Annotated in this window: 19 protein-coding genes and 3 rRNA genes; 5 read left to right on the top strand and 17 right to left on the bottom strand. The window is 65.9% G+C overall.

Annotation, left to right across the window (positions count from 1 at the left end; translation table 11 throughout):
- Position 1: 1 nt before the first annotated feature.
- The 9 genes from MA876_RS07870 to MA876_RS07830 form a co-directional block, all read right to left on the bottom strand.
- Positions 2–160: a hypothetical protein gene (locus tag MA876_RS07870; protein WP_248147559.1), complete on the bottom strand. Its 159-nt coding sequence runs from the start codon at positions 158–160 to the stop codon at positions 2–4.
- Between the two features lie 41 nt (positions 161–201).
- Positions 202–1236 (bottom strand): HAD-IIA family hydrolase, encoded by a 1035-nt coding sequence (locus tag MA876_RS07865; protein ID WP_248147558.1) that lies wholly within the window; start codon positions 1234–1236, stop codon positions 202–204.
- On the bottom strand, positions 1236–2078 hold the full coding sequence (locus tag MA876_RS07860; RefSeq protein WP_248147556.1) for a hypothetical protein: 843 nt from the start codon (positions 2076–2078) through the stop codon (positions 1236–1238). Before MA876_RS07860 ends, MA876_RS07865 begins: the two co-directional genes overlap by 1 nt.
- A 585-nt stretch (positions 2079–2663) precedes the next feature.
- Positions 2664–2780 (bottom strand): 5S ribosomal RNA (gene rrf, locus MA876_RS07855).
- Positions 2781–2883: 103 nt separating this feature from the next.
- A 23S ribosomal RNA gene (locus MA876_RS07850) occupies positions 2884–5987 on the bottom strand.
- Between the two features lie 414 nt (positions 5988–6401).
- Positions 6402–7923: ribosomal RNA gene (locus MA876_RS07845) — 16S ribosomal RNA — on the bottom strand.
- The 16S, 23S and 5S rRNA genes sit together here, the layout of an rRNA operon.
- 709 nt (positions 7924–8632) lie before the next feature.
- Positions 8633–9448, bottom strand: a complete 816-nt coding sequence (locus tag MA876_RS07840; protein WP_248147554.1) for a DUF4184 family protein — start codon at positions 9446–9448, stop codon at positions 8633–8635.
- Positions 9449–9454: 6 nt separating this feature from the next.
- Positions 9455–10759 (bottom strand): tyrosine--tRNA ligase, encoded by a 1305-nt coding sequence (tyrS, locus tag MA876_RS07835; RefSeq protein ID WP_248147552.1) that lies wholly within the window; start codon positions 10757–10759, stop codon positions 9455–9457.
- 40 nt (positions 10760–10799) lie between these two features.
- Positions 10800–11150, bottom strand: a complete 351-nt coding sequence (locus MA876_RS07830) for a VOC family protein (RefSeq protein ID WP_248147550.1) — start codon at positions 11148–11150, stop codon at positions 10800–10802.
- Positions 11151–11218: 68 nt separating this feature from the next.
- Between MA876_RS07830 and MA876_RS07825 the strand changes: the two genes are divergently transcribed.
- Positions 11219–11806, top strand: a complete 588-nt coding sequence (locus tag MA876_RS07825; RefSeq protein ID WP_248147548.1) for a hypothetical protein — start codon at positions 11219–11221, stop codon at positions 11804–11806.
- Positions 11807–11809: 3 nt separating this feature from the next.
- On the opposite strand, the gene MA876_RS07820 is transcribed toward MA876_RS07825, so the two are convergent.
- Positions 11810–12454, bottom strand: coding sequence for a SatD family protein (locus MA876_RS07820; RefSeq protein ID WP_248147546.1), 645 nt, complete (start codon positions 12452–12454; stop codon positions 11810–11812).
- A 69-nt stretch (positions 12455–12523) separates the two neighbouring features.
- Entirely contained in the window at positions 12524–13960 is a 1437-nt protein-coding gene (argH, locus tag MA876_RS07815) for an argininosuccinate lyase (protein ID WP_248147545.1), read from the bottom strand.
- A gap of 355 nt (positions 13961–14315) precedes the next feature.
- On the opposite strand from argH, the gene MA876_RS07810 reads away from it, so the two are divergent.
- On the top strand, positions 14316–15338 hold the full coding sequence (locus MA876_RS07810) for a putative endonuclease domain-containing protein (RefSeq protein WP_248147543.1): 1023 nt from the start codon (positions 14316–14318) through the stop codon (positions 15336–15338).
- 394 nt (positions 15339–15732) lie between these two features.
- Here MA876_RS07810 and MA876_RS07805 read toward each other — a convergent pair whose 3' ends face one another.
- From MA876_RS07805 to argC, 6 genes are read right to left on the bottom strand one after another with little or no spacing between them, the layout of a single operon-like run.
- Positions 15733–16809, bottom strand: coding sequence for a heparan-alpha-glucosaminide N-acetyltransferase domain-containing protein (locus MA876_RS07805; RefSeq protein ID WP_248147541.1), 1077 nt, complete (start codon positions 16807–16809; stop codon positions 15733–15735).
- The gene (gene argF, locus MA876_RS07800; RefSeq protein ID WP_248147540.1) at positions 16788–17711 is read right to left on the bottom strand and encodes an ornithine carbamoyltransferase; all 924 of its coding nucleotides are present in this window, start codon (positions 17709–17711) and stop codon (positions 16788–16790) included. The genes MA876_RS07805 and argF overlap by 22 nt, the downstream gene beginning before the upstream one ends.
- Positions 17708–18904, bottom strand: a complete 1197-nt coding sequence (locus tag MA876_RS07795; RefSeq protein ID WP_248147539.1) for an acetylornithine transaminase — start codon at positions 18902–18904, stop codon at positions 17708–17710. The genes argF and MA876_RS07795 overlap by 4 nt, the downstream gene beginning before the upstream one ends.
- Positions 18901–19800: an acetylglutamate kinase gene (gene argB, locus MA876_RS07790; protein WP_248147538.1), complete on the bottom strand. Its 900-nt coding sequence runs from the start codon at positions 19798–19800 to the stop codon at positions 18901–18903. The genes MA876_RS07795 and argB overlap by 4 nt, the downstream gene beginning before the upstream one ends.
- Entirely contained in the window at positions 19797–20954 is a 1158-nt protein-coding gene (argJ, locus tag MA876_RS07785; RefSeq protein ID WP_248147537.1) for a bifunctional glutamate N-acetyltransferase/amino-acid acetyltransferase ArgJ, read from the bottom strand. Before argJ ends, argB begins: the two co-directional genes overlap by 4 nt.
- The gene (gene argC / locus MA876_RS07780; RefSeq protein ID WP_248147536.1) at positions 20951–21994 is read right to left on the bottom strand and encodes an N-acetyl-gamma-glutamyl-phosphate reductase; all 1044 of its coding nucleotides are present in this window, start codon (positions 21992–21994) and stop codon (positions 20951–20953) included. Before argC ends, argJ begins: the two co-directional genes overlap by 4 nt.
- A 254-nt stretch (positions 21995–22248) precedes the next feature.
- Between argC and MA876_RS07775 the strand changes: the two genes are divergently transcribed.
- The 3 genes from MA876_RS07775 to MA876_RS07765 are packed head-to-tail and all read left to right on the top strand — an operon-like array spanning position 22249 to position 23722.
- On the top strand, positions 22249–22893 hold the full coding sequence (locus MA876_RS07775; RefSeq protein WP_248147535.1) for a hypothetical protein: 645 nt from the start codon (positions 22249–22251) through the stop codon (positions 22891–22893).
- A complete protein-coding gene (locus MA876_RS07770) occupies positions 22890–23192 on the top strand; it encodes a transcriptional regulator (RefSeq protein ID WP_248147534.1) in 303 nt (100 codons plus the stop codon). The genes MA876_RS07775 and MA876_RS07770 overlap by 4 nt, the downstream gene beginning before the upstream one ends.
- Complete coding sequence (locus MA876_RS07765; protein WP_248147532.1) at positions 23189–23722, top strand: hypothetical protein; 534 nt, start codon at positions 23189–23191, stop codon at positions 23720–23722. Before MA876_RS07770 ends, MA876_RS07765 begins: the two co-directional genes overlap by 4 nt.
- Positions 23723–23737: the final 15 nt, after the last annotated feature.

Genomic DNA, 23737 nt, shown 5'->3' with positions numbered 1-23737 from the left:
GTCACGTGCGCGGTGCGGACGGGTCCGCTTCGAGGCGCCGCGCGAGGGAATCGTGAAGAGACTCGTACGCCGCGGCGCGTGATGCGAGCGGCTGCGCCTCGATCACCTCGAGGTGCGACAGCAGGTCTGCGGTGGCATCCTCGCTCGCGGATTCCGTCATGCGTTCAGACTACGTGAACCGCCCCACGGAGCCTCGGAGCCTCACGGCTTGTGGAACGGATCCGCGTACAGCTGTTCGGGTACGCGGAAGCCGTAGATCGCACGGCCCGTGTCCCAGATCGCCTTCGCGCCCGCCCGCAGCAGATCGATCGGCTCGCCGGCCGCGAGGATCTGCACGTCCGGACCATCGATCCGCACCCTCGCATCGCCGACCGCCACGACGTCGTCCTTGACCCGCGCCTCGGGGTAGGGCGCGTGCAGGTCCCGCAGGTCGGCGAGGATGAAGGTCGGCTGGGATCCTGCGGGAGCGGCGAGCACGTGTTTGGGCCGGTCGATGCCCGTGAGCACGAGTGCCGATGGCATGCCGGCCCGGTTGGCGCCGAGGATGTCGGTGTCGAGACGGTCGCCGAGGAACAGGGGATGCTGCGCACCGAACCGCGCGACGGCCTCTTCGAAGATCGGCACCTCGGGCTTGCCGGCGACGGTGGCGAGGCGACCGACGGCCGTGTGCACAGCGGACACGAGCGTGCCGTTCCCCGGCGCGATACCGCGCGCCTGGGGGATGGTCCAGTCCGTGTTGGTCGCGATCCACGGGATCCCGCCTTCGTCTTCCGGCAGCTTGAGGGCGTACGCGGCCTCGGCGAGCTGAGACCAGCCCACTTCGGGCGCGAAACCCTGCACGACAGCCGCCGGCGCATCCTCTGCGCTGCGCGTGACGACGAAACCCGCCTTCTCGACTTCGTTCACGAGACCGTCGCCGCCCACCACGAGGATCGTGGCACCGGGCGCGACTCGCTCGGACAGCAGGCGCATGGCCGCCTGCGGGCTCGTCACGACCTCGTCCGGGGCAGTCTGAAGACCGAGCTCCGTCAGGTGCGCCGCGACCGACGCATCCGTCCGCGAGGCGTTGTTCGTGATGAAGCCGAGTCGTCGCCCTTCGCGCGCGCGCTCGAGACTGTCGACCGCGTACGGCAGGGCCCCCGCTCCGGCGTAGACGACACCGTCGAGGTCCGCCAGCACGACATCCACTCCAGCGAGCGGGGTCGACGAGACACGCCGACCGGAGAACAGCGCCATCAGTCGTCGATGCGTTCTTCGTCGATGCCCGCCTCGGCGAGGATCTCGTCGACTTCGTCCTCGATCGTGAACTCCTCGGACTGGGGATCGGCCTCGTCGACCGCGGCTCCACTCTCCTCGAAGGCCTCGGGTTGGTCGTCCTCGGGCTCGACCACGGAAACCTCGTCGAGGGCCGTCTCGAAGATCTCCTCGATCTCGATCGTCTCGAGGTCGCCCAGTCCGCTCGCGGCGTACAGTGCCTCCGCCGCGACGATCGCCCGCGTCTGCCACTCAGCCGCTTCTTCCGTGCGGCCGAGTTCCTCGAGCACCGCCGCACGGGCGGCGAACAGGCCCGGGCTCCACTCGAACGCGCGATCCGGATCCAGCTCCGGAATATCGAGCTCGGTCAGAGCACGCGCGGGGTCGTCGAGGTCGAGACGTGCACCGGACATGGCGATGGCGAGTTCGACACGGACGGATGCCGGCAGAGCCCCGCGATCGACGGCACGCCCGACCTCCAGGGCACGGTCCGGCCGACCGACGCCGCGTTCGCTGTCGACCATGAGCGCGATCTGATCGTCCTTGCCCGAGATACGGCGGTACGTCCGCAGCTCGCGCAGCGCGAGTGCGTAGTCCCCCGTCGCGTAGGCGGTGATCGCAAGCGTCTCTCGCACGATCCCGATGCGCCCGGCGCGCCGAGACGCCGAAAGGGCGTGCTGGTGCGCGAGCTCGGGGTTCTCATCGATGAGGGAGGACGCCATCGCGAGGTGGCGAGCCACCCACTCGGCGTTCTCCTTCGACAGCGTCTTCAGCTCGTGGCGCGCCGCAGGGCTGAGGTCCTTCGGAGTGACCTCGTCGGGCACGAAGGGATCGTCGTGGCGCGGGCGCACCGAACGCAGGGCGTCCTGCACCGGATCCCGAGGAGCGCGATCAGCGCCGGCTCGCGGCGCGTGCTCGCGCTTCTGGTACGGCTTGCGGTCACCGTCGCGGGGCGGATACGGCTTCCGCTGCCCGTCGCGAGGCGGGTAAGACTTCCGCTCACCGTCGCGAGGCGGGTACGACTTACGCTCACCATCCCGCGGCGGGTACGACTTACGCTCACCATCCCGCGGCGGGTACGACTTACGCTCACCATCCCGCGGCGGGTACGACTTACGCTCACCATCCCGCGGCGGATACGACTTACGCTCACCATCCCGCGGCGGATACGGCTTCCGCTGCCCGTCGCGCGGTGGGCACTTCTTGCGGTCAGCACCTCGTCCGGAGGCAGCGCCGCGGGACTGCGAATCACGGGATGAACCACGTCCGGAGCTCGAGGAGCGCGCAGAATCCTCGCGCTCGGGCTTGTCGTCGGCCATGGTCACTCCCTGCACTCCACCTCGATCATGGCGGATGTCGCGTTAACGCGAAATGGCCACCCAACACTGGGTGGCCATTTCTCGAAAGAAGTCCGGCGGTGTCCTACTCTCCCACAGGGTCCCCCCTGCAGTACCATCGGCGCTGTGAGGCTTAGCTTCCGGGTTCGGAATGTAACCGGGCGTTTCCCTCACGCTATGGCCGCCGAAACACTATTGATGTCTCAGTCTGCACAACAAATAAGTCATTGTCATGCGGTTCTCGACCGTACATCGAGAACCACTCAGTGGACGCAAGCACCAAAAACGGTGTGTTATCAAGTCATCGGCTTATTAGTACCGGTCAGCTTCACGTGTTACCACGCTTCCACATCCGGCCTATCAACCCAGTAGTCTGGCTGGGAGCCTCTCGCCCGAAGGCATGGAAATCTCATCTTGAGGCCGGCTTCCCGCTTAGATGCTTTCAGCGGTTATCCATCCCGAACGTAGCTAATCAGCGGTGCTCCTGGCGGAACAACTGACACACCAGAGGTTCGTCCAACCCGGTCCTCTCGTACTAGGGTCAGATCCTCTCAAATTTCCTGCGCGCGCAGCGGATAGGGACCGAACTGTCTCACGACGTTCTAAACCCAGCTCGCGTACCGCTTTAATGGGCGAACAGCCCAACCCTTGGGACCTACTCCAGCCCCAGGATGCGACGAGCCGACATCGAGGTGCCAAACCATGCCGTCGATATGGACTCTTGGGCAAGATCAGCCTGTTATCCCCGAGGTACCTTTTATCCGTTGAGCGACAGCGCTTCCACAAGCCACTGCCGGATCACTAGTCCCGACTTTCGTCCCTGCTCGACCTGTCAGTCTCACAGTCAAGCTCCCTTGTGCACTTACACTCGACACCTGATTGCCAACCAGGTTGAGGGAACCTTTGGGCGCCTCCGTTACTTTTTGGGAGGCAACCGCCCCAGTTAAACTACCCATCAGGCACTGTCCCTGAACCGGATTACGGTTCTAAGTTAGATATCCAGAGTGACCAGAGTGGTATTTCAACAATGACTCCACATGAACTGGCGTCCATGCTTCAAAGTCTCCCACCTATCCTACACAAGCCACACCGAACACCAATACCAAACTATAGTAAAGGTCACGGGGTCTTTCCGTCCTGCTGCGCGTAACGAGCATCTTTACTCGTAGTGCAATTTCGCCGAGTTCGCGGTTGAGACAGTTGGGAAGTCGTTACGCCATTCGTGCAGGTCGGAACTTACCCGACAAGGAATTTCGCTACCTTAGGATGGTTATAGTTACCACCGCCGTTTACTGGGGCTTAAATTCTCAGCTTCGCCTTGCGGCTAACCGGTCCTCTTAACCTTCCAGCACCGGGCAGGCGTCAGTCCGTATACATCGTCTTGCGACTTGGCACGGACCTGTGTTTTTAGTAAACAGTCGCTACCCACTAGTCTCTGCGGCCTCCAAACGCTTTCGGAGCAAGTCCTAATACGTCGAAGGCCCCCCTTCTCCCGAAGTTACGGGGGCATTTTGCCGAGTTCCTTAACCACGATTCTCTCGATCTCCTTGGTATTCTCTACCTGACCACCTGAGTCGGTTTGGGGTACGGGCGGCTTGAACCTCGCGTCGATGCTTTTCTTGGCAGCATAGGATCACCCACTTTTTATCCGCATCGTGTCTCAGCCTGTATGAGTGACGGATTTGCCTATCACTCGGCCTACGCACTTGCACCAGGACAACCATCGCCTGGCTTGGGCTACCTTCCTGCGTCACACCTGTTAATACGCTAACCGCCTCAGCATAGGGTCGTGTGCTAGGCCTGAAGCTCCTCCCCGAAGGGATCGGTCATCAGGATTCAGACACTTAGCATTACTGGATTGGTTTGGGCGGTTCTTCGCCGGTACGGGAATATCAACCCGTTGTCCATCGACTACGCCTGTCGGCCTCGCCTTAGGTCCCGACTTACCCAGGGAAGATTAGCTTGACCCTGGAACCCTTGGTCTTTCGGAGGACGTGTTTCTCACACGTCATTCGCTACTCATGCCTGCATTCTCACTCGTGTAGCCTCCACGGCTGGGTCACCCCGCCGCTTCGCTGGCCACACGACGCTCTCCTACCCATCAATACGGCTGGACCACGAAGGCCTACCAATAATATCAATGCCACAACTTCGGTGGCGTGCTTGAGCCCCGTTACATTGTCGGCGCGGAATCACTTGACCAGTGAGCTATTACGCACTCTTTCAAGGGTGGCTGCTTCTAAGCCAACCTCCTGGTTGTCAAGGCAACTCCACATCCTTTCCCACTTAGCACGCGCTTAGGGACCTTAGTTGGTGGTCTGGGTTGTTTCCCTCTCGACTATGAAGCTTATCCCCCACAGTCTCACTGCTGCGCTCTCACTTACCGGCATTCGGAGTTTGGCTGACGTCAGTAACCTTGTAGGGCCCATCGGCCATCCAGTAGCTCTACCTCCGGCAAGAAACACGCAACGCTGCACCTAAATGCATTTCGGAGAGAACCAGCTATCACGAAGTTTGATTGGCCTTTCACCCCTATCCACAGCTCATCCCCTCAGTTTTCAACCTAAGTGGGTTCGGTCCTCCACGACGTCTTACCGTCGCTTCAACCTGGCCATGGATAGATCACTTCGCTTCGGGTCTAGGACATGCGACTGAATCGCCCTATTCAGACTCGCTTTCGCTACGGCTACCCCACTCGGGTTAACCTCGCCACATATCGCTAACTCGCAGGCTCATTCTTCAAAAGGCACGCTGTCACCCCTACTAAGGAGGCTCCAACGGTTTGTAAGCAAACGGTTTCAGGTACTATTTCACTCCCCTCCCGGGGTACTTTTCACCTTTCCCTCACGGTACTTGTCCGCTATCGGTCATCTGGGAGTATTTAGGCTTATCAGGTGGTCCTGACAGATTCACACGGGATTTCTCGGGCCCCGTGCTACTTGGGATACTCTTCGCGCCAAGGGAGGCATTTCGACTACGGGGTTGGCACCCTCTTTGACCAGCCTTTCAAGGCTGTTCGTCTATACCTTCTTGTAACGCCGGCTGCTCGGCAGAGCAGCCTGAAAAGTCCCACAACCCCGAATACGCAACTCCTGCCGGATATCACACGTACTCGGTTTAGCCTGTTCCGGTTTCGCTCGCCACTACTAACGGAATCGCGGTTGCTTTCTCTTCCTGTGGGTACTGAGATGTTTCACTTCCCCACGTTCCCTCTACCCGCCCTATATATTCAGGCGGGAGTCACTGGGTCGGCACGCCGCCCAGCGGGGTTTCCCCATTCGGAGATCCTCGGATCAAAGTGTGCTTATCCACTCCCCGAGGCTTATCGCAGATTGCTACGTCCTTCTTCGGCTCCAGATGCCAAGGCATCCACCGTTTGCTCTTAAAGACTTGAAATCACATGAGTTTTATCAGAATCGACATCGGACCGAAGTCCGAATTGAAATTGACTAATGATCTTTAAGATCATCTATAAGAAACGACCGAAGTCGTTTCAAAGATGCTCGCGTCCACTGTGTAGTTCTCAAAGTACGGGCGGTACCTTCCCCGCTTGCCGTGTAGGCAGCCAAGAAAGGCCCTGAGGTTCGTCTGCTCCCGATCCGAAGATCGGAGCGCATCCGGTCCCTCAGGACCCAACAGCGTGCATGTGCCGGCGACGTCACCAGAACCTTTCCAGCTGCAAGCAGCGTACTGAGTTCGGGATTCCCCGTTCGGCACCTTGTCTAATGTTCCACCCATGAGCTACCAGTGAAGAACGTGTGTCTTCAATCTGGCGCCTGGACACCTCGAGAGGTGCCAGATGCTCCTTAGAAAGGAGGTGATCCAGCCGCACCTTCCGGTACGGCTACCTTGTTACGACTTAGTCCTAATTACCGATCCCACCTTCGACGGCTCCCTCCACAAGGGTTGGGCCACCGGCTTCAGGTGTTACCGACTTTCATGACTTGACGGGCGGTGTGTACAAGACCCGGGAACGTATTCACCGCAGCGTTGCTGATCTGCGATTACTAGCGACTCCGACTTCATGAGGTCGAGTTGCAGACCTCAATCCGAACTGGGACCGGCTTTTTGGGATTCGCTCCACCTTACGGTATTGCAGCCCTTTGTACCGGCCATTGTAGCATGCGTGAAGCCCAAGACATAAGGGGCATGATGATTTGACGTCATCCCCACCTTCCTCCGAGTTGACCCCGGCAGTATCCCATGAGTTCCCACCATTACGTGCTGGCAACATAGAACGAGGGTTGCGCTCGTTGCGGGACTTAACCCAACATCTCACGACACGAGCTGACGACAACCATGCACCACCTGTTTACGAGTGTCCAAAGAGTTGACCATTTCTGGCCCGTTCTCGTATATGTCAAGCCTTGGTAAGGTTCTTCGCGTTGCATCGAATTAATCCGCATGCTCCGCCGCTTGTGCGGGTCCCCGTCAATTCCTTTGAGTTTTAGCCTTGCGGCCGTACTCCCCAGGCGGGGAACTTAATGCGTTAGCTGCGTCACGGAATCCGTGGAATGGACCCCACAACTAGTTCCCAACGTTTACGGGGTGGACTACCAGGGTATCTAAGCCTGTTTGCTCCCCACCCTTTCGCTCCTCAGCGTCAGTTACGGCCCAGAGATCTGCCTTCGCCATCGGTGTTCCTCCTGATATCTGCGCATTCCACCGCTACACCAGGAATTCCAATCTCCCCTACCGCACTCTAGTCTGCCCGTACCCACTGCAGGCGCGAGGTTGAGCCTCGCGTTTTCACAGCAGACGTGACAAACCGCCTACGAGCTCTTTACGCCCAATAATTCCGGATAACGCTTGCACCCTACGTATTACCGCGGCTGCTGGCACGTAGTTAGCCGGTGCTTTTTCTGCAGGTACCGTCACTTTCGCTTCTTCCCTGCTAAAAGAGGTTTACAACCCGAAGGCCGTCGTCCCTCACGCGGCGTTGCTGCATCAGGCTTGCGCCCATTGTGCAATATTCCCCACTGCTGCCTCCCGTAGGAGTCTGGGCCGTGTCTCAGTCCCAGTGTGGCCGGTCACCCTCTCAGGCCGGCTACCCGTCGACGCCTTGGTGAGCCGTTACCTCACCAACTAGCTGATAGGCCGCGAGCTCATCCCTGACCGAAGTTCTTTCCAGCTGCTGAAGATGCCTTCGCAGCTCGTATCCGGTATTAGACGCCGTTTCCAGCGCTTATCCCAGAGTCAGGGGCAGATTGCTCACGTGTTACTCACCCGTTCGCCACTGATCCAGAGAGCAAGCTCTCTTTCACCGTTCGACTTGCATGTGTTAAGCACGCCGCCAGCGTTCATCCTGAGCCAGGATCAAACTCTCCGTAAAGAAATTTTGCTGCGATCGAATCGGAATGGATTCGAAGCAGCGAGTTTGATCTGACGATCGGATGTCATTGCTGACATCTCGTTTAATCTCAAAAGAATCTCATCGACCGACTAATGTCGGCCGCGAGGTTTTTTGGCATTTGACAAGTGCACGCTGTTGAGTTCTCAAGGATCGGATGCTCCTGCTGCTCAGCCTCTCGGCCTTGCCCGCAGGGCAACTTCTCTATCTTATTCTTCGTCTTCCGCTTGTCAAATCGACGTTTTCAGCGGCTCGAAGGCTGCAGAAGCTGTCGGTGACGGCGTCTCACGAAGCTAGATCAGGTGCCCTGCGTTTCGGCTTCAGCCGGCCCGCTGGGCAACTTCTCTATCTTATCCCTCTCCGTCAGCTTGTCAAATCGGCGGTTCGTGACGATCAAGCGTCTGTGAACAGCACTCAACGACAGCTTCGAGGAGTGGGAACCTCCATCCTAGACCAGAAGGTCATGCACTCTCAATGAGAAGCGCTTCGGATGGGGGGTGGTTCTCCGCTTGAGGGGGGTAAGGCTCTCGGCCTCTCCGCTTCCCTGTGGGGCGAACAAGTAATAAGTTACGTGGGTTCTGGGGATCGGGCAAATCCTGCCCGCATCCCGGGCGTGTCGCGAGCGGGATCCGCGTGATTCCGCGGTTTTCACGCATGCGCGCCCGACCCGGCGCTCATCCCGAGAAAGCGGTCAGGATTCCCGAGTCGCCGGTGTCGGGTCTTCCCGGTCCGCATTCCGGCGCCGCAGCTGCACGACGACGCAGAGCACGACCGAGAGCACACCCCACAGCGCGCACGCCGGCGGAAGCACGCGATAGGCCAAGTGCGCCGGGCCGAAGTGCTCGTCGAACCCGCCGTACAGCGGCAGGAAGACGAACCACGCACCGACGAGGATCGCCGGGAGCGAGAGCCACCAGATCCAGCGCACCGCATCGGGGATGACACGCGAGAGGCGCCCGACCGGCGTGCGCCGGGACAGCCAGACGAGCATCCAGATGCCGATGATGACCAGCCCGATGACGCTCGAGCCGTGCTGCAGCCACTTGTAGCCCGTGAGAGGACCCCAGTTCTCATCGAGCAGGGGGAAGAGCTCGACACCCCACCGCGCTTCGTGCGTGAACAGATCCCACACGATGTGCGAGACCACGCCGATCGCGAGCGAGGCGATCAGGAGCAGGATCGCCGACACCCGTCGCGGGAAGGTCTCGCCCCACGCGGCGCGGGCCCCGGCATCCCACTCCCCCGGAAGCCGACGCGCGAGCCACACCGGGGCCAGCTCGCGCGTCGCGGGACGCAGGATGCAACGCCACACGAGCAGTAGCCCGAGCGCCACGAGCACTGTCGCCGGCAGCCAGACGAGGTCGTGCGTGCGCCCGTACTGGAGCGGCGTGCCGCGCACGAACAGCGGCAGATCGGGAGTCATCGCGCCGATGGCGATCGCCGCCGGGACGAGCGGCGTGCGCAGGAACGGGAGCGCGACGACCGCGTGGCTCGGGGTGAACGGCATGCCGCGTCAGGCTACGACGAACAGGCCCGCGAGCGTCTTCTTGCCGCGCCGCAGCACCGACACCCCGCCGGGGAGCGTGCCCGTCACGACGGCGGCTTCGTCGTCGACCTTGGCACCGTCGAGCGAGACGCCACCCTGCGCGATCGCGCGCCGCGCTTCACCGAGGCTCGAGACGAGGCCCGTGTCGACGAGCGCCTGCACGACCGACGTCCCCGCAGCGACGGATGCGTTGGGGAGCTCGTCGAGCGCCTGGCGGAGCGTCGCGGCATCGAGTGCCGTGAGATCGCCCTGTCCGAAGAGCGCATCGGAGGCCGCGATGACGGCGGATGCGGCATCCACCCCGTGCACGTACGTCGTCACTTCGCGCGCGAGACGCTTCTGCGACTCGCGGCGGAACGGCTCGGAGGCGACGAGCCGCGCGTACTCCTCGATCTCGGCGCGGTCCAGGAACGTGAAGACCTTGAGACGCTGCACGACGTCGGCGTCGTCGCTGTTGAGCCAGAACTGGTAGAACGCGTACGGGCTGCACATCGCCGCATCGAGCCAGATCGCGTTGCCCTCGCTCTTGCCGAACTTCGTGCCGTCGCTGTTGGTGATGAGCGGGGTGCCGATGGCGTGCACGCTCACACCTTCGGTGCGATGGATGAGGTCGACACCGCTGGTGAGGTTTCCCCACTGATCACTGCCGCCGGTCTGCAGGACGCAGCCGTACTGCAGGTACAGCTCGCGGAAGTCGAGCCCCTGCAGGATCTGGTAGCTGAACTCGGTGTAGCTGATGCCCGCGTCGGAGTTGAGGCGGGCGCTGACGGCATCCTTCTTGATCATCGTGCCGACGCGGTAGTGCTTGCCGATCTCACGGAGGAAGTCGATCGCGCTGAGGGGCGCCGTCCAGTCGAGGTTGTTGACGATGCGCGCGGCATTGTCGCCGTCGAACGAGAGGAAGCGCTCGACCTGCGCTCGCAGGTAGCCGACCCACTCCGCGATCGTGTCGCGGTCGTTGAGCGTGCGCTCGGCGGTCGGCCGCGGGTCGCCGATGAGTCCCGTCGACCCGCCGACGAGGCCGAGCGGCTTGTGGCCCGCCAGCTGCAGGCGGCGCATCGTGATGAGCTGCACGAGGTTGCCCAGGTGAAGGCTCGGCGCCGTCGGGTCGAAGCCGCAGTAGTACGTGATCGGGTCGCCCGCGAGAAGGGCGCGCAGCGCCCCCTGGTCGGTGGACACATGCACGAGGCCACGCCAGACGATCTCGTCCCAGACGTTCTCGAACGTGGGATCGTTGGCGGGCGCGGTCGCGCTCACGACGGTTTCAGACACGCGTTTCAGGCTATCAGCGGGCGGCGCGGGCTCCGTTGCGTCAGGCGGCGGAGATCTCGTCGTAGACGCCGATGATGTTGCCCTCGGAATCCTTGAGATAGGCGTAGCGCGCGCTCTCGCCCATCGGTTCGATCGCTCCGATGAGCTCGCCGCCGTTGGCGACGGCGAGCGCGAGCACGTCTTCGATGCGGTCGACCGTGAAGACGACGGTCGGATGCGGCGTGACGCTCCGGATATGCAGGTCGCCGTTGACGCCCTCGCCCTCGGGCTGCATCAGCATTCCCTGGTCATCGCCCCACGGCTCGTACGAATAGCCGAGCACGGATGCGTAGAACGCCTGTGCGCGGGCGATGTCGTCGACGGGGATCTCGAAGTGCTCCATCTTGGCCATGACTCGAGCCTGGCGTGAGTACCGCGTGCGGGCAAGCCCCGTCGTCGCCCCGTGCCAGACTGACGAACGTGGACTCCGCCGCCGACATCCTCGTCACGACGATCGTCGTGATCTTCCTCTTCGCCGCGCTGTGTGCATCGCTCGCGCTCGTGACGGTCTCGCTGCGCCGGCCGAGCGTCGTGCTGCTCGCCGTCGCCGGGGGGCTCGTCGTGCTCTGCTTCGTCGTCGTCTCGGTGCTGCCGTACAACGTCCCGCTGCTGTTCGGCGCACTGCTCGCGATCCTCGGGGTGGCGCTGGCCGTGCTCGGCGGCAATCCCTTCTCCCGCTGGGCGCTGTCGGCGGCCGACGGCGGCCGCACGAAGGAGGGTACGCGCGGCGGCATCCTCGTCGAGCTCATGACCGAGGACTCGCCGGCTCGCGAAGAGGAGATCCTCCGCGGCGGGACGGCGATCGGCTATCTGGAGCGCGCGGCGGTCGCTCTGGGCATTCTCGCGGGGTTCCCCGCCGTCATCGCCGTCGTCGTGGCGCTCAAGGGCATCGGCCGCTTCACGGAGCTCGCGACGCCCGCCGCGCGCGAGCGGTTCATCGTTGGCACGCTCGCGAGTCTGCTGTGGTCGAGCGCCGTCGTGGGAATGGTGTGGCTCGCGATCTGGTGACGATCAGTCGTTCTGCCGCGTGAGAATGCGGAGTCCCTCGATGAGCGGCCCGGCGTCTGCCGTGGCGATCGCCTGCGAGACGGCGGACTGCCCGACGCCCTCGGCGGCCGCGATCTCGGTCTGCGTCTCGCCCAGCCAGCGTCGGTAGACGATGCGACGCGCGCGCGGACTCAGCTGAGCGACGGCCCGATCGCGGGCGAGGAAGCCGTCGTTGGCGATCCGTACGAGCTGCCGGACCTCGGCGGGAGCGGATGCCGGGGCCGCCACCCGGGTGCGTGCCGTCGGCGCCGCGCGACGCGCGAGTGCTTCGACCTCTTCGATCGCCTGACGCGCCGCCCACCACGCTTCGCCTTCGGACAGCACACCCCGCACCGACGGGATGTCTTCGATCGCGCCGAGGCCGATGCCGAACCGCAGTTCGATCTCCGCGGGGAGCATCAGCTGGAGCAGCATCGTGGCCGCCGAGGCCGAGACGAGATCGGGGTACACCCCCTGCAGTTCATCGCCCACCGTGGGCAGGAGCGCGGCGTCGGCTGCGGGCGCGACCTCGGCCACGAGGGCGAGCGACTCTTCGAGCGCGCGCTGCGCGACGGCGCGGTCGGCGAGCTCGCGAGACCCGACGATGTCGGCGATCACTGTGGCGACCATGAGATCAGTCTCTCACTGATATTCAGTTAAAATCAACGATTCGCTGATATTTCTCGAGATATAAGTGAATCACTGCTTCTCAAGGAGCTGTAAAGCGACCGCCTGCGCCCGTGCCACCAGGTGCGCGCGCTGCTCGGTGACCCGCACGGGCGCGGTACCACCCACCCCTGTCCGGCTCGCGACCGAGCCGTCGACCGACAGCACCTCACGCACCTCAGGTGTCAGCAGCGGCGATACCTCAGCCAGCAACTCGTCGGGGGCGTCCTCCAGCCCGATGCCCCGCATCTCGCACGCGCGCACGAGCGCGCCGGAGATCTCGTGGGCATCCCGGAAGGGGACGCCGCGCTTCACGAGCCACTCTGCGACGTCGGTCGCGAGCGAGAAGCCCTCGGGCGCGAGCGATCGCATCCGCTCCGCGTCGAATCGCATCGTCGCGACCATGCCCGCGAAAGCCGGGAGCACGACCTCGAGCGTCGCGACGGAGTCGAACACGGGCTCTTTGTCTTCCTGCAGGTCGCGGTTGTACGCGAGCGGGAGCCCCTTGAGCGTCGCGAGGAGCCCGGACAGGTTGCCGATCAGACGTCCCGCCTTGCCGCGCGCGAGCTCGGCGATGTCGGGGTTCTTCTTCTGCGGCATGATGCTCGAGCCCGTCGAGAAGCCGTCGTCAAGCGTGACGAAGCCGAACTCGCGCGTGTTCCAGAGGATGATCTCCTCGGCGAGGCGCGAGAGGTCGATCCCGATCATCGCGGTCACGAACGCGAACTCGGCGACGACGTCGCGCGCGGCCGTGCCGTCGATCGAGTTCTCAGCCGGCCGGTCGAGTCCGAGCTCGGTCGCGACGAGCTGCGGATCGAGTCCGAGCGTCGATCCCGCGAGCGCTCCCCCGCCGTACGGCGAGACGACGGCCCGTGCCGACCAGTCGCGGAGGCGCTCGAGGTCGCGCACGAGCGGCCACGCGTGCGCCTGCAGGTGGTGGGCGAGCAGGACCGGCTGTGCGTGCTGCAGGTGCGTGCGCCCCGGCATGATCGCGTCGGCGTGCGCCTCGGCCTGCGCGACGAGCGCGTCGATGACCCGAAGGATCTCGCGCGCGATCGTGCGCGAGTGATCGAGCAGGTACATCCGCACGAGGGTCGCGATCTGGTCGTTGCGGCTGCGGCCGGCGCGCAGCTTGCCGCCGAGCTCGGCGCCCACCTCGGCGATGAGCGCCTGCTCGAGCGCGCCGTGGACGTCTTCGTCGGCGTCGGATGCCACGAGCGTGCCGTCGACGATCGCGCGCGCCAGGGCATCCAGTCCCGCATGCATCGCGCGCTCTTCGTCAGCCGTCAGATACCCGGCTGCGCTCAAAGCCTTCGCGTGCGCGTGCGATCCCGCGATGTCGTACAGGGCGAGAGCCCAGTCGAAGTGCGTCGATCGGCTCAGCGCCGCGAGCTCCGGCGAGGGTCCGGATGCGAAGCGGGCGCCCCACAGCGCGCCCTCGTTGGTACCGTCGGCCTTCTCGTCGCTCACTCGACCAGCCTACCGACGCGCCGTTGCCGGGTGACCGCCCGCGACACGGCTGCTGAGCGGGCGTTGCACGGTTCGGCGAATTCGGCACCCTCGCGCGGGATCCGAGCTTCGGACCTCCGCCCGGTGGGCGCATTCCGCGGCTTCGCGCGTTCCGCACCGTGAAGTGCGCCAACCGCGCCTCGGGCCGGCGTCTCGAGTCGGCGCGGATCGGTGCCCGCCGCCACCCGCACGACGATTCGTGCCAATCCAGGCGGGTGGCCGCATCCGTTCCTCCCCAGACGGACTCGCGGCGCATCGTCCTGCGAATCGCCCTCCCGCGGTGCGGGCGGCATCGCGCACCGACGACGATGGGCGGATGTCACGCCATCGCCCCTTTCCGACGTCCCTCGGCGCACACTTCTCTGTCGCGGACGCACGACGCGAGGGCGTCTCGGAGGGACGGCTGCGCGGTCGAGACCTCGAGGCACCGTTCCACGGCGTGCGGTCGAGGCCGGATCCCGTCGAGACGGATCTCCCGGATGAGAACCCCCGGGCCAGAGAGAGCCGACGGCTGCGGCGGGAACTGCTGCGCCGCATGCGCGCGTTCGCGAAGGTGGCGCCCCGCCACACGTTCTTCACGCACGTATCGGCGGCTGTCGCGTGGGGACTGCCGTTGCCCCTCGCAGTGCTCCGCGGAGATCCTTCGTCCGACGGCGCCGAGCACCGGCCGCGCGACGTCGACGCCGCTGTGCTGAAGCCGCATCGCGCGTCGAGGGCCGCGAACGTGCGCGGGCGACAACTCGCGACGAGGGCGGTTTCGGTGCGAGAGCACGACGGCTTGCGTCTCGCGAGCCCTGCCTCGGTGTGGGCGCAACTCGCGGACGAACTCACCGTGGCCGAGCTCATCGAGGTGGGGGATGCCATCGTCCACGTTCCGCGTATGCGCGGGATGATCCGCGGCCAGGTCGGGCTGGCGACGATGCGACAGCTGGAGGCTTCCGTTGCGACAGGGCGACGTCGGGGCGCCGGGAAGCTGCGGTCTGCGCTCGCGCTCATCCGAGTCGGTGCGGCCTCCCCGTTCGAGACCCGCGTGCGCCTCGGGATCATCGACGGCGGGCTGCCCGAGCCCGAACTCGACATCGACCTCTTCGACGAGAACGGCGACCCCATCGGCTACACCGAGATCGCCTTTCCCTCCTACCGTCTGCTCGTCGAGTGCGAAGGGGATCATCACCGACTCGACCCCGCGCAGTGGAACCGTGACATCGAGAAGCACGCCGCCTGCGTGCGCGCGGGTTGGACGGTGCTTCGGCTCACCGCCGCCCACGCCTATCCCTCCGTCGCTCCGGCAGTAGCGCGTATCCGCGACGCGCTCATCCGCAACGGCTGGACCCCGTGAGTGAGCGCGCGGACGCAGACACCCCTCCCCACGTGATCCTTCGTCGGCGCAAACCGCCCCACCCGACACGCGAAACCCACCAAACGCGCCGACCTTGCATCGGCACGCCCAGCCGAGTCGGCGCAAACCGCCCCACCCGACACGCGAAACCCACGAAATGCGCCAACCTTGCATCGGCACGCCCAGCCGAGTCGGCGCAAACCGCCGACCGGACGCGCGAAACCCACCACATGCGCCAACCTCGCATCGGCACGCCCAGCCGAGTCGGCGCAAACCGTCCGACCGGACGCGCGAAACCCACCACATGCGCCAACCTCGCATCGGCACGCCCAGCCGAGTCGGCGCAAACCGTCCGACCGGACGCGCGAAACCCACCAAATGCGCCGACCCGGCGTCAGCGGGAGCGCGTCAAAGCACGAGATGAGGTGTCCGTGAACCATTCGAGCGGCCCGCGGCCGATCACGAGCGCCCACGCGGTGCACGCGACGAGCACCGTCAGGGTGAGCGGCCAGAAGGGCTCGAGGTCGCGGAAGCCGGCCAGGTCGCCCGTGTCGCCGAGCACCGACGCCGCGACGATGGCCCACGCGACGATCTGTGCGACGTAAGCCGTGAGCGGCATCGCGCCGACGGCGCGAAGAGGCAGCACGAGCCATGTGAGCACCGTGCGACAGACGAGGAGGGATGCCGCGATCACCGCGAGCGCGAACCCTCCCGAGCCGATGACCTCGAACAGGCCCGAGGAGTGCGGGTCGGCGCTCCACACCGACGCCTCGTCCTCGAAGACGCCGAGCGAGTACCCGGCGAACGCGAGGACGGCGCCTGCTGCCAGCATCCATCCCTGAACCTTCAGGCGTGTCACGCCGGCGCGCGCGACGCCGAGGCCCGCCACCACGAAGGCGATCCACACCGGGAACGGATAGTGCCAGCCGATCAGCAGTCCGACGTCGTGTCCCGCGACGGTCCGCCAGAAGGGGAGCTCGTCGAGCCAGACCTGAACGAACGGCATGACCAGCGCAAGACCGCCCGCGAGCGGCAGCACCACGCGTGCGGGGAGGGCGAGCAGGGGCAGCGCGAGCAGGAACAGGATCGCGTAGGCGGGGAGGATGACGAAGACCGGCACCCCCGTGAGGATCAGCACGATGCCGATGATCCACAGGAGGATCGCCCGTACCACCAGCCGCAGGCGTGCGGTGGTGAGCCCGCGGCCGGTCAGTGGTGCGCGTCCGCCCGTGACGAGGCCGATCGACACTCCCGCGAGGGTCGCGAACAGGATCGAGGAGCGTCCGTCGACGACGGCGATCCAGGTCGCGGCATCCGTCCAGTCGAAAGGTTCGGTGATCCACAGCAGGTGCGCGGCGATCATCCCGAGCACCGCGAGCCCGCGCGCGAGGTCGACGCCGCCGATGCGCTGAGGGCCGTTGAGGCGCTCCCAGCGGGAGCGCAGCCAGGTCACTGCTGGCGCAGCAGCCACACCAGGAGCGCCTTCTGCGCGTGCAGGCGGTTCTCGGCTTCGTCCCACACGACGCTCTGCGGCCCGTCGATGACCTCGGCATCGACTTCGTAGCCGCGGTCGGCGGGCAGGCAGTGGATGAAGATCGCGTCGGAGTCGGCGAGCGTCATGAGCTCGCTCGTGACCTTGTAGCCACCGAGATCGCGCAGTCGCGAGAGCTTCTCCTCCTCCTTGCCCATCGACACCCACGTGTCGGTGACGATGACGTCGGCACCGGCCGCCGCCTCGTTGGGGTCGGTGTAGAGCGTGACGGAGCCGCCGGTCTCGGCCGCTCGGCGGTCGGCGTCGGCGATCACGTCGTCGCGGGGCGCGTAGTCCTCGGGCGACGCGACGCGTACGTGCATGCCCGCGGTGACGCCCGCGAGCACGTAGGAGTGCGCCATGTTCGACTTGCCGTCGCCGAAGAACGCGAGGGTGAGGCCCGACAGGTCGCCCTTGTGCTCCTTGATCGTGAGCAGGTCGGCGAGCAGCTGGCACGGGTGGAAGTCGTCGCTCAGTGCGTTGACGACCGGTACGCGGGTGTCGCGCGCCATCTCCTCGAGGCCCGCCTGCGCGTACGTGCGCCAGACGATCGCGGCGACCTGGCGCTCGAGCACGCGGGCCGTGTCGGCGGGGGTCTCTTTGCCCCCGAGCTGGCTGTTGGCCGTCGAGATGATGAGCGGCGAGCCGCCGAGGTCGGCGATCCCGACGGCGAACGACACGCGCGTGCGCGTCGACGACTTGTCGAAGATGACGGCGACGGTCTGCGGGCCGGCGAGGGACTTGTCGGCCCAGCGGTCCTTCTTGAGCTCGACCGCGAGGTCGAGGATCTCGGCCTGCTCGGCCGCCGTCAGGTCGTCGTCACGCAGCAGGTGGCGGGTCACGCGGGGTGTCCTTCCGTGAGGAGAACGGCGTCGAGGGATGCCGCGAAGAGCGCTTCGAACTCGTCGAGCTCGACGTCGCCGATGTTGAGGGCCGGCACGAGCCGGATGGTCGTGTCGTTGGGCGCGTTGATGATGAGGCCCCGCTCCTGCGCGGCCGCGACGAGCGCCTTGGCGACGGGCTGCCGCAGGCCGACGCCGACGAGCAGGCCCTGCCCGCGACATCCGCTCACCAGCGGCGAATCGATCCGCGCGATGATCTCGCGCAGCTGCGCCCCGCGCTCGGCCGCGTTGCGGACGAGGCCTTCGCTCTCGATCTGGGCGAGGACCGCGCCCGCGACGGCCGTGCCGAGCGCGTTGCCGCCGAAGGTCGAGCCGTGCGTGCCCGGGTAGAAGAGCTCGGCCGCGGTGTCGAACGTGATGAGCGCCCCGATGGGGAACCCGCCGCCGATGCCTTTGGCCACCGTGATCGCGTCGGGGGTGATGCCGGCATGCTGGAAGGCGAACCACTCCCCCGTGCGTCCCGCGCCGGTCTGGATCTCGTCGATGATGAGCAGCGCCCCGTGGCGGGCCGTCAGCTCGCGCGCGGCCACGAGATACCCGGTCGGCAGCTCGATCACTCCGGCCTCGCCCTTGATGGGTTCGACGAAGAGGGCCGCGACACGATCGTCGAGCGCGGCCTCGAGCGCCTCGATCGTGGAGTCGATGAACTCGACGCCCGGCACCATGGGCAGGAAGGGCTCCTGCATGTACGGCTTGCCGGTGAGGGCGAGCGTGCCCATCGTGCGGCCGTGGAAGGCGTCGGTCAGTGCGAGGACGCGCGGGCGGTCGGAGCCGCCGTGCAGCCGCGCGAGCTTGAACGCCGCCTCGTTCGCCTCGGCGCCCGAGTTGCCGAAGTACACCCGGCCCGCGTCGCCCGTGCCCGCGATGCGCTTGAGCTGCGCCGCGAGAGCGAGCTGCGGCGGCGTCGCGAAGTAGTTCGACACGTGCGCGAGAGTCGCCGCCTGCGCCGAGATCGCTTCGACGAACGCGGGATGCGCGTGTCCGAGCGAGTTCACGGCGATCCCCGCGAGGAAGTCGAGGTAGCGGTTGCCGTCGGCATCCCACAGGTAGGCACCCTCGCCGCGCACGAACATCGCCATGCGATCGCCGAAGCTCTTCACGAGATCGCGTCCCGCGTCATCCTGCCAGCTCATCCGAGCACCACCTCAGTCCCGATTCCCTTGCTCGTGAAGATCTCGACGAGCACCGAGTGCGGTACGCGTCCGTCGATGATGGCCGCCGTCTCGACCCCGCCCTCGACGGCTTCGAGGCACGCCTGCATCTTCGGGATCATGCCCGATTCCAGCGAAGGCAGCATCGTGCGCAGCTCGGTCGAGGTCAGATGCGAGACGAGCGACTCGCGGTTCGGCCAGTCGGCATACAGGCCCGCGACGTCCGTGAGGACGACGAGCTTCGCGGCGCCCAGAGAGACGGCGAGGGCGGATGCCGCGGCATCCGCATTCACGTTCAGCGAATGCCCCGGGTGGTCGAGGTCGGGCGCGATCGACGAAACGACGGGGATGCGTCCCGCCGCGAGCTGATCGAGCACGGGCTGCGGATCGACCTCGACGACGTCGCCGACACGGCCGAGGTCGTGCTCGACGCCCTCGATCACGACGCCGCGGCGGCGGCCGCCGAACAGGCCGGCGTCTTCACCGCTCAAGCCGGTCGCGACCGGACCGTGCGCGTTGATCTTGCTCACGAGCTGCGGATTGATCTGCCCCGTCAGCACCATGCGGACGACCGAGATCGCCTCGGTGCTCGTGACGCGGTAGCCGCCCTTGAACTCGCTCGGAATCGCGAGGCGATCGAGCATCGACGAGATCTGCGGGCCGCCGCCGTGCACGACGACGGGCTTGACGCCCACGTAGCGGAGGTACGCGATGTCGGCGGCGAAGGCATCCTGCAGCTCCTCCGAGACCATCGCGTTTCCGCCGTACTTGATGACGACGATCTGGTCGCGGAACCGCCGCAGCCACGGCAGCGATTCGATGAGGGTCGCGGCCTTGACGCTGGCCTCGGCGGGGTCGGTGTCCTGAAGATCGTTCATGACGAGTAGGCGCTGTTCTCGTGGACGTAGTCGTGCGTGAGGTCGTTGGTGAGGATCGTCGCGGCGGCGTCGCCGACCTTGAGATCGATCACGAGGTGCGTCGCACGCGGTGTCAGGTCGACGTCCTCGCGCGGGCGGTCGGGACCACCGGCTGTGCAGACGCGGACGCCGTTCATCCACACGTCGACGTCGTAGGGGTCGAAGGCTGCGTCGGTCGTGCCGATCGCGGCGAGCACCCGGCCCCAGTTCGGGTCGTTGCCGAAGATCGCGGCCTTGAAGAGGTTGTTGCGGGCGACGGACCTGCCCACCTCGACGGCGTCGTCTTCGGATGCCGCGTTCGTCACGGCGATCGTGATGTCGTGGCTCGCCCCTTCGGCGTCGCCCTGCAGCTGCGACGCGAGGTCGAGGCACACCTCGGCGAGCGCTTCGGCGAACGCGTCGGCGGCAGGCGTGATCCCCGAAGCGCCGCTGGCGAGCAGCGTGACCTGGTCGTTCGTCGACATGCAGCCGTCCGAGTCGAGTCGGTCGAAACTCACGCGGGTCGCGCTGCGCAGCGCCGCGTCGGCACCGGCGGCGTCGAGCACCGCGTCGGTCGTGATCACGACGAGCATCGTCGCGAGCCCGGGCGCCAGCATCCCGGCGCCCTTCGCCATCCCGCCGATCGTCCAGCCGCCGCGCGTCACGGTGGAGCGCTTGGCCTTCGAGTCGGTCGTCATGATGGCTTCGGATGCCGCGACCCCGCCATCGGAGGAGAGTCGTGCGATGCCCTGCGCAACGCCGTCGAGCACCTTCGCGCGGAAGACCTCGTCGCCCGTGCCGATGAGCCCGGTCGAGCAGACGATGACATCGCCCGCGCTCACACCCAACAGCTCCGCCGCCTTCTCGGCGGTCTGGTGGGTCGTCTGGAAGCCGAACGAGCCGGTGAAGCAGTTCGCCCCACCCGAGTTCAGCACGACGGCTTCGACCACACCGTCCTGGATCGCCTGCTGCGACCAGATGATGGGGTTGGCCTTCGCGCGGTTCGAGGTGAAGACGGCGGCACCGACTTTGAGCGGGCCGCGGTTGACCACGACCGCGACGTCTTTGTTTCCGGACGACTTGAGGCCCACGGCGACGCCGGCCGCCTCGAAGCCCAGGGCTGCGGTGACGCTCACGGGGCGACTCCGTTCACGGTGAGGCCCGTGCCCTCTGCGAGGCCGAGCGCGATGTTCATGGACTGCACGGCGGCGCCGGCCGTGCCCTTGACGAGGTTGTCGACGGCCGTCACGACGACGACGCGGTTCGCCGCGCGGTCGATCGCGAGGCCCATGAGCGCCGTGTTGGCGCCGACGACGTCGGCCGTGCGCGGGAACTCTCCGGCCGGCAGGAGCTGCACGAAGGTCTCGTCACCGTACGCGTCCTCCCACGCGGCGCGGACCTGGGCGTCGGACACGCCCGCCGCAAGGGGTGCCGTCGACGTCGCCAGGATCCCCCGCGCCATCGGGACGAGCACGGGAGTGAAGGAGACCTTCACCTCGCCCGCACCTGCGGCCATGAGCGCCTGGCGGATCTCGGGGATGTGCCGGTGCGTACCGCCCACGGCATACGGGTTCGCGGTGCCGAGGATCTCGGAGGCGAGCAGATTCGTCTTGAGGCTCTTACCGGCACCCGACGGCCCGACGGCGAGAACGCTGACGATGTCGGACGGATCGATGACCCCCGCGGCGACGCCGGGGGCGAGTGAGAGCGAGACGGTGGACGCGTTGCAGCCGGGTGCGGCGATGCGGGATGCCCCGACCAGTCGCTCGCGCTGCTTCACGCCGTCGACGAGCAGTTCAGGCACGCCATAGACCCATGGGTCGTGGAAGTCGCCGCCGTAGAAGGCGTCCCACTCGGCGGGATCGGTGAGACGGTGATCGGCGCCCGCGTCGATCACGAGCGGCGCACCCTCGAGTGCGTCGGTGTACTGCCCCGACTGGCCGTGCGGCAGAGCGAGGAACACGATGTCGTGCCCGGAGAGGATCTCGGGCGTCGTGTCCTGCAGGGTGAGGTGCGCGAGTGAGCGCAGGTGCGGCTGGTGCTGGATGAGCGGCTGTCCCGCGTTCGAGTGCGCGGTGACGGTGCGGATCTCGACGTCGGGATGTGCGGCGAGGATCCGGAGGATCTCACCGCCCGCATAGCCGGATGCGCCGGAGACGGCGACCGAATATGTCATGGATTCCACCTTAGAGAGTGTTGGATGCGGGCCGGGAACGGCGACACCCACTGCAACCCCATGACGGAGCCGTGCGGGGTCGCCTAGAGTCGGCGGCCGCGAAGGCGGAGGCGTCGGCGCGCGGGAGCGACGCTCATCACGAGCGTGGCGAGTCCTGCGAGGGCCGAAGGCATGCCGCGACGATATCGGGCGGCCGCGGCATCCGGCAAATCCAACTCTTGACACAAAGTAGTTTGCATCGCAAAGTTGTTTGCATGAGCGACGATGAGAACCCGCCAGAGGACCCGCGCGAGATGCTCGCACTGATGGATGACGCACGCCATTCAGCGGCGCGAAAGCTGTCGAACCGGTACATCAGCCTGTTCGTCGTCTGGGCCGTCGCCTGGGCGATCGGCTTCGGCATCCTCTACATCACCACCGGAGCGGGCGCCTTCGACGTCGTCCCGACGGTCGTGGGATGGACCGTCTTCGCGGCGCTGATCATCGGGGCGATCATCTGGTCGACGATCGTCGGCATCAGCGCAGCGGGGGACGGCATCCGCGGGCCCTCTCAGCTGCAGGGCATGCTGTACGGCCTCTCGTGGACGATCACCATGTTCATGGCGTGGCTGCTCATCGCCGGTCTCCAGCGCAACGGGCTGGAGGGCGATCTCCTGCAACTCGTGTACCCCGGCGTCTACGTCTTCCTCGTGGGCGTCCTGTACCTCTCGGGCGGCGCCGTGTTCCGCGCCGTCCCGATGTACGTCCTCGGCGGCATCCTGATCGTGGTCGCGTGCGTCGCGACCTTCTTCGGCTACCCGACCCACTACCTCGTCTACGCGACGGTCGGACCCGCGGCGATGCTCGTCGTCGCGGCCCTCATGGCGTGGGGTCCCCGTCGGATGCGGATCGGATCATGACCGACCTGGATGCCGTCATCCACGTCCCCGCACGTCTGCGCATCATGACGACGCTCGACGAAGCGCTCGAGGAGGGCGATGAGATGACCTTCCCCGCTCTCCAGAAGCTCCTCGACATGACGGCGGGCAACCTCACGACCCACCTCGCGAAGCTCGCCGACGCCGGCTACGTCGAACTCACGAAGACCTTCGCCGGCCGCAAGCCCGTCACCTACGTCGGCATCACCCTCACCGGGCGTGCGGCGTTCCGCGCCTACCGGCGCCAACTGCTCGAACTCCTGGGAGGGACTTCCTCGTGATCGACCTCGACTTCACCCGTGACCTCATCTTCACCGCCGCCCTCTTCGGCGTCGTGACCTTCGTGTGGACGGGCTGGGCGCAGGAGCGTCCGCCGTCGACCGCGTGGCGGATCGTCCTCGCCGTCTTGAGCCTCGGAGGCGCTGCTCTCGCCGGACTCACCGTTCCGCGACTGCTGCGCTCGTGGGACGAGCCGACCGCCATGGTCGTGGGCTCGCTGCCGTGGATCGTCTACATCGTCGTGTTCTGGATCGAGGTCATCGCTCTCGTCCTCGGCGCCGTCGTCCTCGCGAAGAAGGGGCGGAAGGAGTTCATCGCGCCGCTGGCCCTGCTCATCGTGGGACTGCACTTCTTCCCGCTCGCCTTCGTCTTCGGCCAGCCGATCATGTTCGTCACCGCCATCCTCATCACCGCCGCGGCGATCGCGGCCGCACTCCTCCCCCGCGAGAAGTGCGCACCGAGCTTCTGGTGCGGCATCCTCGCCGGCCCGATCTTCCTCACCATCGGCACGATCTGCGCCCTGAGCGCCTGACCCCGAGGACATCCT

This window comes from Microbacterium aoyamense, assembly GCF_023155855.1.
Classification (GTDB): domain Bacteria; phylum Actinomycetota; class Actinomycetes; order Actinomycetales; family Microbacteriaceae; genus Microbacterium; species Microbacterium aoyamense.
Note: the sequence above shows the minus strand (reverse complement) of the source record. Positions and strands in the feature narration are given on the sequence as shown.

Excerpts from the sequence above, each read along its gene's own strand:
- argB (WP_248147538.1), bottom strand. The coding sequence starts at position 19,800 with ATGAACGATCTTCAGGACACCGACCCCGCCGAGGCCAGCGTCAAGGCC.
- MA876_RS07870 (WP_248147559.1), bottom strand. The coding sequence starts at position 160 with ATGACGGAATCCGCGAGCGAGGATGCCACCGCAGACCTGCTGTCGCAC.
- MA876_RS07775 (WP_248147535.1), top strand. The coding sequence starts at position 22,249 with ATGAGCGACGATGAGAACCCGCCAGAGGACCCGCGCGAGATGCTCGCA.
- MA876_RS07840 (WP_248147554.1), bottom strand. The coding sequence starts at position 9,448 with ATGCCGTTCACCCCGAGCCACGCGGTCGTCGCGCTCCCGTTCCTGCGC.
- MA876_RS07820 (WP_248147546.1), bottom strand. The coding sequence starts at position 12,454 with ATGGTCGCCACAGTGATCGCCGACATCGTCGGGTCTCGCGAGCTCGCC.
- MA876_RS07810 (WP_248147543.1), top strand. The coding sequence starts at position 14,316 with ATGTCACGCCATCGCCCCTTTCCGACGTCCCTCGGCGCACACTTCTCT.
- argC (WP_248147536.1), bottom strand. The coding sequence starts at position 21,994 with ATGACATATTCGGTCGCCGTCTCCGGCGCATCCGGCTATGCGGGCGGT.
- MA876_RS07795 (WP_248147539.1), bottom strand. The coding sequence starts at position 18,904 with ATGAGCTGGCAGGATGACGCGGGACGCGATCTCGTGAAGAGCTTCGGC.
- MA876_RS07830 (WP_248147550.1), bottom strand. The coding sequence starts at position 11,150 with ATGGCCAAGATGGAGCACTTCGAGATCCCCGTCGACGACATCGCCCGC.
- MA876_RS07865 (WP_248147558.1), bottom strand. The coding sequence starts at position 1,236 with ATGGCGCTGTTCTCCGGTCGGCGTGTCTCGTCGACCCCGCTCGCTGGA.
- MA876_RS07770 (WP_248147534.1), top strand. The coding sequence starts at position 22,890 with ATGACCGACCTGGATGCCGTCATCCACGTCCCCGCACGTCTGCGCATC.